The following is a 12,155-nucleotide window of genomic DNA, read 5'->3' as shown; positions in this document are numbered from 1 at the left end:
TAGAGTGGTTGCTTTCGAGCATTTTACGATCATGTATGAGTCGCCGATCATTATCGTGGTGGCGATTGTGTTTTTGTTTATTTATTCGGCACGCTTTAAAAATCCACAGGACTGACAATAACATGTGGAGCAGGCCTTCTGATAGATCCGGGAGGTCTGTTTTTGCTGTATTATCGCAGGATTTCCTTTACAGATGTGATTGAATTATACTTTACATAGTTCAGGATGTTGCATCATTTCATGATCACATTTGAGTGACAATATATAGTTAAATTGAACCGTTGTGTTTTTTGGAGAACGGGTCTGTCAGGGAGGGGGCTGCATCATGCCTAAAGTGCGTTTTAACAATATGGATCATGTAAATACCGATAAAACCATCAAGCAATTCAGACAATGGCGGCAGGAGCGACGCAGCAAAATAAAGGATTACACGTTCGTTGTGCCCAACCATCTCCCGGAGCTGGAGTTTCTGCATAGTAATCGGGAAATGGCGACGGCGACCTGGGTGGGCCATTCAACCTTTTTCATTCAGTACCTTGGGCTGAATATGGTCACCGATCCGGTGTGGGCAGAGCGTATGGCTTTTGATAAAAGATTGGCTCCGCCCGGCATTCGCATTCAGGATGTGCCACCGCTGGATATCATTCTGCTGTCACATTCGCATTATGATCATTTACATTTGGCATCGTTGCGGAAGTTATATCGTGCAGATACATTGATACTCGTCCCCTCGGGGTTAAAGTCGAAAATGATCCGTAAAGGCTTTCGCAACTGCCATGAGCTGCAATGGTGGGAGCATTTTACGGTAGGTGGAGTGCGGATTACATTTGTTCCGGCACAGCACTGGACACGGCGTACGCCGTTTGATACCAATACTTCACATTGGGGTGGATACGTTCTGCAAAGTGAGCAGCAGGTGATCGGTTCTGCCACGTCTGTTGCAGGCTCAGATGCTCACGCAGAATCAGATTCAGCGGAGGCACCTACGTTGTATTTTGTGGGAGACACGGGATATTTCCGTGGGTTTAAGGAGATTGGCGAGCGCTTTGCTATTGATCTGACCTTTATGCCGATTGGTGCGTATGAACCGGAATGGTTCATGACCTCACAGCATGTGACACCGGAGGAGGCGTTGCAGGGCTTTGTGGATTGCGGCGCAGATCAGATGATCCCGATGCACTATGGAGCCTTTAAGCTGGCGGACGATACGCCGAGAGAGGCGCTGGATCGTCTTGAAGTGGAGCGAGAGCGCTTGGGGATTGCAAAGGAACGCATCCATGTACTGGGGCACGGAGAGACGCTGAAAATTGGGCGCCGTTGCTCAACTAGAATCTGAAGGGTTCAGTAACGTATATAAGGGGATTTCGCAAATCCCGATAAAATAAGCGACTCGGTGGACAATGAATTTGCCTGCCGAGCCGCTTTTTTTAGTTTTAGGCTACCGTCCAGAATTAAACGGCTTCGATATCACTCGCCAAAGAGGAATCATGATTCGAGATGGGATGACGAACGATTTTAACCTCATAGAACGTGATTTTGTTTTCAATAATATAGTCTGGAATTTGACGGTGGTTGTGGGATTCGCGGAACGCTTCACTTTTCGTCCAGCCTTGGAAGTTCTCTTTTTCCTGCCAGCGTGTGCTAATCGTTACTTCCTCATAATCCTTCGTGTTTTCCGTCAGCAGCACTTCCAGACCGAGGAAGCCTTCCATTTTTTCAACCTGTCCTTCTTTGTTAAATCTTTCGATGAGCAGGTGGGCATTGCCCGGTGTAATTTTAGATGTATTTGTAACGATAACCATATTAAATTCCTCCTGAATGATGTGGTATGGTCGGTATAATAACCGGATAGCCATCCTCAAATTTGATGGTAGCGTTCATTTCATAAATGTCGCGAAGAAAAGCAGACGTCAAAATCTGACGGGGTTCGCCAGCGACGGCGATTCGTCCCTTTTTAAGCGCAATCATATGATGACAATAGGCCGCAGCTTGCTGCAAATCATGCAGTACCATAACAATCGTCAAGCCGGACTCGTGATTGATACGCCGCAGCATATCCATAACTTCAAATTGATGGGCGATATCCAGAAAAGTGGTCGGTTCATCGAGTAAAAGAATACCCGTTTGTTGGGCCAAGGCCATTGCAATTCGCGCTTTTTGTTGTTCACCTCCCGATAGAGTATGGAACATCCGATCTGCATAGGGCTTGATGCCTGTGATTCCCATGACATGGTCGATAATATGCTGGTCTTGTCTGGTAGGACTTGTCCTCAAACCCTTGGTATGAGGGGATCTTCCGTAAGCGACCAGCTCACGGACTGTTAATAACGGCAGCATGTCCTTCATTTGCGGCAGCATGGTAATCGTCTGGGCAAAATCACGCCGTTTATATTCCTCTACGGGCCTGCCCAGTACGGAAACCTTGCCCTGATCCTGCTTGAGCAGCCGGGTCAAAATCCGCAAAAGCGTAGACTTGCCTGAGCCGTTGGGACCGACAATGGCAGTGAGTTGTCCGGCGGGCAAGGTAATGTTCACATCGTCCAGCTGGAAATATCCGCGTTGTAAGGAAAGATGCTTACCCTGAATGGCTGTCATCCGAAATTCCCCCGTTTCTTGAGCAGGATTAAGAAGAACGGTGCCCCAATGACGGCCAGCAAAATACCGACAGGCAGCTCAATTGGGTCAAACCAAGAGCGTGCCACTGTATCCGCCAGGACAACCAGTGTTCCGCCGCCCACAATGGAAAGGGGGAGGAGGAAACGATAATCTTCCCCGATGAGCAGCCTAATAACGTGGGGAACGACCAGTCCTACGAACCCGATCAGCCCGGCTACACTGACTGCCGTGCCGGCGAGCAGGGCAGAGAGCAAGATAATGAGCATCCGTTGAAGCTCTACCCGCTGGCCCAGCAGCTGTGCTGAATCATCACCCAATAGCAACAAATTTGCAGGCTTAATGGCAAACAAAGAGGCGATTAAGCCAATGATAGCGTAAGGAGCCATGAACTCCAGATGATGCCAGCTTCGTCCATTTAACCCGCCAGATAGCCAAGGAAGTACAGCCTGTACGCGGTCGCTGTACATGACCATTACTCCGTTGGTGAGCGCGCCCAGCAACGCGTTGATTGCAACACCAGCCAGTACAATTTTGACAGGGGAAGCCCCTCGGTCCCAAGCCAGCAGGTAAATGACGATCGCACTCAGAAAGGCTCCCAAAAAGGCGGTTACCGGAAGAAGGTAACTAAGCTGTGGAAGCATCACCATCGTAATGACGGCTGCAAGCCCACCTCCAGCCGATACACCAATAATGCCTGGGTCAGCCAATGGATTTTTCATGACGCCTTGAAGAAGTGCTCCTGAAGCTGCGAGACAAGCGCCTACCAGTAAACCCACCAACACTCTGGGTAGTCGGAGATCCATTAGGATCGTGCGATATGTGGATTCATCATTATGTAGCAAAACCTGATTGATTTCTTGAAGTGGAATCGACACCGAACCGTAGGCTAGACCGTACACAGAGACAGCTAGCAGTAAGATCGGAAGGGTAATCCAGGCGATGGTGCGTCTTCTGGTGCGCTGTAGTTTGTTCATCGTCATCGCCTATTTCGCCGGATACAGCTTTTGGTGCATCAAATCCAGCGCTTTAGTGACCCGTGTTCCCGGATTCGTCCCGAACAAATCTGAAGGTAAAACTTCGACCTGATTGTTTTGGACTGCCCTGATTCCGTTCCAAGCTGCATTTTCCTGCATTTCCTTTATAAATGCGGCTTTAACCTCTTCCGTATTACCATGGGTCATGATGAAAATGTAATCAGGGTCAGCTTGTACGATGCGTTCTGTGTTCAACTGCGCATATTGCGGGAAATTTTGCAGGCCCGGAAAATCAGCGGCGATATTGGAGCCACCTGCAACTTCCAAAATATTTCCGCCTAGAGAATTCGGCAGCGCCGCCATGTACGTGGCCGGGGCTCCGTAAACCAGCAACACCTTCGGTTTGGAGGTAGAGGCTGTTTCTTTTTGCAGCTTGACTACCTGTTGGTCAATTTGTTGGTTCAGCTTTACGGCCCCGGCCTGCTTTTGGAGTAATTGTCCGAACAGCGTAATTTGTGACTGGATATCCTGAACGGAATTGGCCCCAGTCAGCAGTAGTTGTGAACCGACTCCTTCAATAGCTGGAATGTCTTTTTCATTCATAGGATAATTGCCTAGCACGACATCCGGTTTGAGCATCGTGATTTTCTCTAGATCCACTTCATGGGTGGAGCCTATTTGCTGAACATTTTCAGCAGCAGGTACGACGGAAGGTCCATTGGAGTTGGGTCTGCCCACGGCTGTCCCGCCTAATGCGTAAATAATATCCAGATCGCCATTGCTGAGCGCAACGATATGTTGAGGGACCTTTTGAAACGCCAACGTCCGTTTTGAAAAGTCAGTAACTTGAATCGTCGCGCCGCTTGTCGTGCTTGAAGCGGTAGATACGGAAGCGCTGGCTGGTTTCTGATCTGCGGAGGTACCATTACTACATCCGGTAACTGCCAATAAAAGCGCTGCGGACGACCACAACACATAAGATTTCATGTTATTCCTCCTGCAATTTTCAAGTTAAACAATAATGATAATCATTTTCATTTATGTATAAGTGAATGATAATGAATATCACTGAGTATTGTCAATTGAAAAAAGCAATTTTTTAAATAAATTTTGAACTAAAAACAAAAGAGAGTCATTCGAATTATAGAAGAAGGAACTACAAATTTTTATTAAAAAATAGCATATATCAAGGGATTACGTACACACAAATACATATTGACATTTTCGAAAAGTGTAAGATATATTGGTGATGGGTTTACTTGATTTTGCGAAATTATGGAATAGAGAGGTGGGGAGACAAGCTCGAAAAGAGCTATTTTTTTAAATTATCAATTGAGAATGATAATCAATTAGTTATATTCTCGTGGGGAGGGACTGCTGTCAAAATGAAGAAGGGGTATTCTGCAATTATTGCTGTGTTTCTGCTGGTGAGTGTGCTGAGCTTTTGGCCAACTTCGTCATCTGTAGGAGCCGCTGCGGCTTCTCCAAAATTGGCGGATGGTACATACACGCTCAAATACAATATTCTCAAGGCAGAAAATGATTCGGTATCCATGGCTAATGATTATTTTGAAAAACCAGCTAAGTTGTATGTAAAGAAAGGTCAAATGACCATGCAAATTAAGCTGAATCATAGCGAATGGACAACCGGGTTTAAAGTGGATTACAAAGGTAAAATCATCGATACCAAGGTCATCCAAAAGGATGCCAAAGCCGATACTCGCACCGTGCAATTTCCCATTGCGAGTGTCAACAGCCCGTTGATCTCTAAAATCCATGTTACTGTCCCTGCTTACAATTACGATCATGACTATACGATCCGCTTCGCTTTTGATTCCAAAAGCATCAAAAAAGTTGCAGCCGTCCAGTCAGCGAAATCAGCCAAATCTTCCAAAAAGTAAATTGAAGCCATCTTTATCGTTCATAAAATCAACATAAATTCAAGCATAAAAAATTGAGGAGTGTGTGTAGATATGAATATGGTAATGAATCGCTTTGAGCAATTTTCTTTCAAGAAGGCATTCGTAGCACTGATCATGACAGCACTTGTTTTTGCACTGATGGCTCCACTTTCTGCTAAAGCATCAGCAGCCGACGGCACGTATAACGTAGATTATACCGTTCTGAAGGATCAAACCAATGAAACTTCTCGATTGGACAGCTATCTGACGAAGCCTGCTCAGGTTACGGTAGCTAATGGCAAAAATGTTGTTCGTCTGACTGTGAAAAGCAGCAATCTGATTACGGCGTTCAAAGTAGAGCAAAATGGCGTATTGCAAGATGCGACTGTAGTAAGCACAAATACGGCAAACAACACTCGTGTCGTGGAATTCGAAGTGGCTGACCTGAATGCCAAAGTAAATGCTTACGCTGAAATTACCATCCCAGTGATTGGTTACACAGGCAAGTACGATGTACAACTGCAATTCGACGAAATCTAATCCAAAATAAAACGTAAAAGGAGATTAAAACATGAACATGATTATGAATCGTATGGAGAAATTGTCTATAAAAAAAGTAATGCTCACTGTATTGATGGCTGCGCTTGTTTTTGTGGTACTAGCCCCATTCTCAGCTAATCAAGCAAACGCGGCTTTGCCTAATGGAACGTATCAATTGCCTTATACCGTTTATAAAGATGGAACCACTGAGCCTTCTTACATGGATACCAATGGTTATGTAAAAAAACCAGCCACACTGATAGTTACGAATGGTCAATACAAAGTGCGAGTAGCTATTACTAAAAGTGCTTGGGTTACTGAATTCAAAACGCAACAAAACGGCCAGTATGTGAACGCGACTGTGGTAAGTACATCGGGTGATACAAGAATAGTAGAGTTTCCTGTAAGTAATTTTGCTCAAAAATTGAACGTTAAGTTGCATGTAAGTGTACCAAAAGAATACACTGGCGGCATTCCTTACGATCACGACTATGTTGTTCAATTCCAATTCGACGACAGTGATATCTAAGGGTTTCTTTTTGAGATAATGATTTTGAACTGAATGCTCATTTGGAGCTTAGTTCCAAAGCTCCAAATGAGTATATTTTAAGTAGGGGGATACATCACCTTGAAAAGCCGATTGAACAAATATATTACGACATTCGCTGCTATTCTAATGTTGTTTTCTTTATTTTCACCATACGCAGGAGCAACACCCGAGGATGAATCCACTTCGTCGAATTTGCCTGACTCAAGCACTACAGTGACTAGTGCTACGTATGCTACTTATGAGTATCCGGTAGAACTGCCCGGTCCATATGTTGAGCCTACGAATGCTATAACAACAACTGAAGCGACTTATGCAGATGGAGAATACCTGATTGATTATAAGCCTTTGCGCAAGACAGTCAGTGGAAGCACCAAGGATTCAAGTTTTAAAACAAATTATACCTACCCTGGAGATTTGATTATTAAAGATGGAAAATACCATTTTTCATTTAAATTTGCAGAGGCTCAAGGGCTTTCGAAATTTCTAGTTGAACAAAACGGGGAAACGGTTCCCGCCAAAATAGAAGTAGATTCCGGAAAAGCTTCGGGAACGGTAAGCTTCGATGTTTATGATTTTCATCAAAATGTAAATACGGAGTTTGGATTTAACAGCAGTTCTCCATGGTATGTAGATACCGATCCGGACCGTTCAGTGAAGGAATGGATTGAGTTTGATCCTTCCAGTTTGAGACTTAAAAACTCAACCGAGAATCCAACCGTTCCACCAGTGACACCACCGGTAACGCCTCCTGGCACAGGAGAAAAGTTAGCTGATTTGGACTTTACCCTCTTGAAAGATGGAACAGAGGAAAAGTCCATGATGGATGGGTATACGGAGAAGCCAGGCTCGCTAATTGAGCGTGGAGGCAAACAATATGCCCAGTTTACGTTAAAGAATAGTAAGCAAATTGATGGCTTTAAGGTAGAGCAAAATGGAGTGTTAACTGACACCTCTATTGTAAGTGAAGACCAGAATGCGAATACACGAGTTATCGAGTTTGAAGTAAAAGAACTACCAGCCAAGCTGAATGCATGGGTGAGCATCAACTGGCCTGAGTTGGGCTACGTGCATACTTATAATGTAGATCTGCAGTTGGCTTCTGTACCTGTACCAACAACTTTGGCGGATGGAACGTACTCTATTAACTTTGATACTTTGCATGCAACCAAAGATCAGCCATCGGCCATGGCCCAATATCTGTTGTCTCCGGCGACTTTGACGGTATTGAAGGGACAAAAAGAAGTTTCCTTCACCATTAAAGACAGCACTACCGTAACAGAATTCAAAACAGAGCAAAACGGGACACTTACGGATGCAGATATTGTAAGTGAGGACAAGACAGCCAACACGCGTGTTGTGAAATTCAAGGTAGCTGATTTGGACGCAATTTTGAATGCACAGGTCCATGTGAGCACGACTTATCCAGGTGGGGTTTATGAGATGGACCATAAACTTCGTCTTCAGTTCGATAAAAATAGTATCACAGAAAATGGAAGCTCTCCAGAAACGACATCCAATCTGGACTTCACTCTTTTGAAGGATGGAACGAATGAAGTTTCTATGATGGATGGGTATACAGAGAAACCAGGCACCTTGATTGAACGTAATGGCAAGAAGTATGTTCGTTTTACCTTGAAAAAGAGTGAGCAGATTGATGGTTTTAAGGTAGAACAAAACGGAGTATTAACTAATGTTGCTACAGTAAGTGAAGACAAAACTGCGAATACACGAGTTATTGAATTCGAGGTTAAAGAAATACCTGCTAAGTTAAGCGCATGGGTAAGTATCAACTGGCCTGAACTGGGCTACGTGCATACCTATAATGTAGATCTTCAATTGGCTTCTGCACCTACATCACCTAGCTTGGCAGATGGAACGTATGCTATTAACTTTAATACCCTGCATGCAACCAAAGATCAGCCATCCGCAATGGCGCAATATCTGTTATCTCCAGCGACTTTAACGGTAGCAAAAGGACAAAAAGAGGTTTCCTTTACCATTAAAGACAGCACTACCGTAACAGAGTTCAAGACAGAACAAAACGGGACATTAACGGATGCAGACATTGTAAGCGAGGACAAGACAGCCAATACACGTGTTGTTAAATTCAAAGTAGCCGATGTGGACGCGATTTTGAATGCACAGGTCCATGTAAGCACGACCTACCCAGGTGGGGTTTATGAGATGGATCATAAGCTTCGACTTCAATTTGACAAAAACAGCATTACGAATGCTCCAACCCCGGTTGATCCTGGGACGCCAGGTACACCAGGCACGCCTGGAAAAAATTTAGCTGATGGAACGTATTCAATCAATTTCGATGCGTTGCATGCAACCAAAGATCAAAAATCGGCCATGGCGCAATATTTATTGTCTCCGGCTACGCTGACGGTATCGAAGGGCAAGTATGAAGCCTCCTTTACGATTAAAGACAGCACCACCGTGACAGAGTTCAAAACAGAACAAAACGGGACGTTGACAGATGCAGATATCGTTAGTGAGGATAAGAATGCGAATACACGTGTTGTGAAATTCAAGGTGGCCGATTTGGACGCTATTCTGAATGCACAGGTGCATGTGAGCACGACCTATCCAGGTGGGGTTTATGAGATGGATCATAAGCTTCGTCTTCAATTTGATCGCAGCAGTATTACAGCTAAAGGACCGGATAACGGAACCACAACTCCAGTGGAAAATGGCAGATACAGCATTGATTTCTCCGTACTCAAAAACGGAAGCAATGAAATATCTGTGATGGATGGATATATGCAAAAGCCAGCCACACTGTTAAAACAGTCTGGTAAAAATATCATTCAAATTAAAATGGACAAGAGCAGTTGGATTAAAACGTTTAAAGTAAATGGTTCTGAAGCTCAGGTGGTTGAACAGTCCACCTCTGCAGACACAAGAACAGTACAATTTGAAGTACCTAATCTGTCAGATAAAGTTACAGTGAACACGCATGTCATCGTACCTGGATTAGATTTGGGTGGCATCCCTTATGACCACGTATATGATGTGCAGTTCCAATTCGAGCCTGCTACCATTCGCAGCTTTGTTGAGCCTACCTCTTCAGGGGCGGCTGATCCTATCGTTAAACTGGATTTTGACAAGCTTGCCAATGGGAAATATGCATTAAAATTCAGCATTGTGCTGCCAGATGGCATCACAGGATCTGAATCTCCGGCTCAACGCTTCATCACTAATGAACCAGCGCAATTGGTCGTGGAAGGCGACAAACGGTTTGTAGGTCTGAAGCTGCAAAACAGCAATGAAGTTAAGGCGCTGCGCATTTGGGATAACGCAAGTGGAGGTTATCAGGATGCAGAAGTGACCCGGGAAGATGCAGCAAGTAATACGAAGGACGTTCGTTTCAGTGTAAGTGACTTTAAGAACAACGTAAAAGGTCAACTGGTTGTCTACGAAGCTCCAAAAGTGGCAAGTAGCGCTCCGATGGTTTTCAAGGCGGAGGATCGAGTAGAAAAGGTATATGATTTTGAATTTAAATTCGATACCAGTAATGTATCTTATCACAACGAAACAAAAGCAGACGAAGTAGAACAGGGGAAAAATAACTTAGCCGATGGAGAGTACACGGCGAACTTCCGTGTGCTTGCAAACGGAACGGACAAGGATTCTTTGGTGGCTCCATTTGTACAGAGTCTGGCGAAGTTGATTGTGAAAAATGGTAAGGTCCAGGCCCATGTAACCGTAACAGACAATCAGGCTTTGAAATTATTCCAAACGGACTTTGAGGGCCGCTATGCGAATCCGACGATTGTGGGTACCGACACAAAAGGTGATACACACACAATTGCCTTCGAAGTACCCGATCTGGATAAAAAGCTGAGTGTGTACACACAGGTATATCTGCCTGAGAAATACATTTTTAATGAGAAATTCGGCGGACAGATTCAATTTGACCGTGCATCGCTCAAAGGTGAAGGAGTTAATGCAGCTACAACTGCAACCGCTACTGAATCGGCAGCAGCTTCTACGGACAAAGCAACAGAAACGACCACCTCGGTAGCTGAAGCAAAACCAGCAGTTGAGCAACCAGTTCAACCTGCTTCCGAGAAGCAATACACGATCAATTACAACGTATTTAAAGACAAAACGAATGAAGCGTCCGTTATGGATGGTTATCTCGATAAGCCAGCCACATTGATTGAAAAGGGAGACAAGCGCTATATCCAAATCACTTTGAAAAACAGCTCTTGGATGCCGACTCTACAAGTGGAGCAAAACGGTACCCTAAAAGATGTGGAAGTGATCTCGACATCCGGTGATACACGTATCGTTCAATTTGAGGTAGGGGACTTGTCTCAGAAAATCAGTGCTTACACACACGTTATTGTGCCTGGTTTGGTCCTTGGCGGAGTACCGTATGATCACTGGTATACGGTTCAGTTCCAATTTGATGAAGCAAGCCTAAAGGTGAAATAATCTCAGGTTATGACATCAATGAAGCCTAAATAACAGCAAAGTTTGTATGCGAGCAAGTCTTGGTGCCCCGGCATCAAGACTTGTCAGCATTTACATACCCGAAAAAGTGGGACTCACGCTGTTGCTCTATATTTTGAATTGAGGTGATTGGATTTTCATGAAACAGTATGCAGCTTTGGCTCAAAGGAAAGCGTTTGGTTTCTATATGTTAATCGGCATCATGATCTTATTGCTGGCCGGATGCTCCGGGGGAGCACAGGCTGGACAGGACCATAGCGATGGTTCGACTTCAACGGCAGCATCAGATGCAACCGGAAAGTCGTCTGATGATAAAACAGCAACTCCACGTATTGTGGCGACTACAGTAGCCATTTCTGAAATTACGGATGCGCTGGGCTTGGATTTGGCTGGCAAGCCGACAAGTACCAAAGTATTGCCTGATCGTTACAAGGATGTTCCTGATGTGGGAAATCCGATGAGTCCTGATATGGAAAAAGTAATGTCCTTGAAACCTACAGATGTGCTTTCGGTGACCACACTCAAATATGATTTGGAGCCTAAGTTTAAGGACCTGAACATTAATGCTGAGTTTTTGAATTTTGAAAGCCTTGCGAATATGCAAAAGGAAATTCAAAAGCTGGGAGACCGATTTGATAAAGCTGAAAAGGCGAAAGAGATTAATGGGGCCTTGGATGCCAAAGTTACTGAGATTCAGCAAAAAATTAAAGGCAAGAAGTCTCCTAAAGTACTAATTCTACTGGGTGTTCCGGGAAGCTATCTGGTGGCTACCGAACATTCCTATATTGGGGATCTGGTTAAAATTGCAGGCGGAACAAATGTGGTTCAGGGCGAGAAGGTGGAGTTCATAGCCCACAATACCGAAGCTTTGCAGCAATCCAATCCTGATATCATTTTGCGTGCTGCACACGGGATGCCGGATGAGGTCGTAAAAATGTTCGATGAAGAGTTCAAAACTAACGATATCTGGAAGCATTTCAACGCTGTGAAAAAAGGGCATGTTTATGATTTGCCTGAACCGTTGTTTGGCACCACTGGGAATTTAGCGGCAAGCTCTGCGCTGGATGAGCTGATGAAAATGCTGTATCCTTCGAATTAAAGGAAGCTGAT

The 12,155-nt window shown here is 44.6% G+C and carries 11 protein-coding genes; 7 read left to right on the top strand and 4 right to left on the bottom strand.

Features of this window, described 5'->3' with window-relative positions:
* Nucleotides 1-4: 4 nt before the first annotated feature.
* Both cydS and MKX36_RS20895 read left to right on the top strand, forming a co-directional pair.
* The gene (gene cydS / locus MKX36_RS25425) at nt 5-115 is read left to right on the top strand and encodes a cytochrome bd oxidase small subunit CydS (RefSeq protein WP_014278118.1); all 111 of its coding nucleotides are present in this window, start codon (nt 5-7) and stop codon (nt 113-115) included.
* A 210-nt stretch (nt 116-325) separates the two neighbouring features.
* Nucleotides 326-1,336 (top strand): MBL fold metallo-hydrolase, encoded by a 1,011-nt coding sequence (locus MKX36_RS20895; protein WP_019688607.1) that lies wholly within the window; start codon nt 326-328, stop codon nt 1,334-1,336.
* A 115-nt stretch (nt 1,337-1,451) separates the two neighbouring features.
* Here the strand turns inward: MKX36_RS20895 and isdG are convergent, their stop codons facing one another.
* The 4 genes from isdG to MKX36_RS20875 are packed head-to-tail and all read right to left on the bottom strand — an operon-like array spanning nt 1,452 to nt 4,577.
* On the bottom strand, nt 1,452-1,802 hold the full coding sequence (gene isdG / locus MKX36_RS20890; protein WP_102997639.1) for a heme oxygenase: 351 nt from the start codon (nt 1,800-1,802) through the stop codon (nt 1,452-1,454).
* A 1-nt stretch (nt 1,803) separates the two neighbouring features.
* Nucleotides 1,804-2,595 carry an ABC transporter ATP-binding protein gene (locus MKX36_RS20885; RefSeq protein ID WP_016820298.1) on the bottom strand — a complete coding sequence of 264 codons (792 nt, stop codon included), beginning with the start codon at nt 2,593-2,595 and terminating at the stop codon, nt 1,804-1,806.
* Nucleotides 2,592-3,590 (bottom strand): FecCD family ABC transporter permease, encoded by a 999-nt coding sequence (locus MKX36_RS20880; RefSeq protein ID WP_025365838.1) that lies wholly within the window; start codon nt 3,588-3,590, stop codon nt 2,592-2,594. Before MKX36_RS20880 ends, MKX36_RS20885 begins: the two co-directional genes overlap by 4 nt.
* 9 nt (nt 3,591-3,599) lie before the next feature.
* A complete protein-coding gene (locus MKX36_RS20875; protein ID WP_193190220.1) occupies nt 3,600-4,577 on the bottom strand; it encodes an ABC transporter substrate-binding protein in 978 nt (325 codons plus the stop codon).
* 398 nt (nt 4,578-4,975) lie between these two features.
* Between MKX36_RS20875 and isdC the strand changes: the two genes are divergently transcribed.
* The 5 genes from isdC (at nt 4,976) to isdE (ending at nt 12,144) form a co-directional block, all read left to right on the top strand.
* On the top strand, nt 4,976-5,491 hold the full coding sequence (gene isdC / locus MKX36_RS20870; protein WP_017425961.1) for a heme uptake protein IsdC: 516 nt from the start codon (nt 4,976-4,978) through the stop codon (nt 5,489-5,491).
* Between the two features lie 72 nt (nt 5,492-5,563).
* Complete coding sequence (locus MKX36_RS20865) at nt 5,564-6,031, top strand: NEAT domain-containing protein (protein WP_031462237.1); 468 nt, start codon at nt 5,564-5,566, stop codon at nt 6,029-6,031.
* Nucleotides 6,032-6,062: 31 nt separating this feature from the next.
* A complete protein-coding gene (locus MKX36_RS20860) occupies nt 6,063-6,560 on the top strand; it encodes an NEAT domain-containing protein (RefSeq protein ID WP_019688604.1) in 498 nt (165 codons plus the stop codon).
* A gap of 99 nt (nt 6,561-6,659) precedes the next feature.
* Nucleotides 6,660-11,027, top strand: coding sequence for an NEAT domain-containing protein (locus MKX36_RS20855; protein WP_340865536.1), 4,368 nt, complete (start codon nt 6,660-6,662; stop codon nt 11,025-11,027).
* 157 nt (nt 11,028-11,184) lie between these two features.
* Nucleotides 11,185-12,144, top strand: coding sequence for a heme ABC transporter substrate-binding protein IsdE (isdE, locus tag MKX36_RS20850; RefSeq protein WP_340865534.1), 960 nt, complete (start codon nt 11,185-11,187; stop codon nt 12,142-12,144).
* Nucleotides 12,145-12,155: the final 11 nt, after the last annotated feature.

The sequence above is a fragment of the Paenibacillus sp. FSL W8-0439 genome (genome assembly GCF_038008995.1).
Classification (GTDB): Bacteria; Bacillota; Bacilli; order Paenibacillales; family Paenibacillaceae; genus Paenibacillus; species Paenibacillus polymyxa.
Note: the sequence above shows the minus strand (reverse complement) of the source record. Positions and strands in the feature narration are given on the sequence as shown.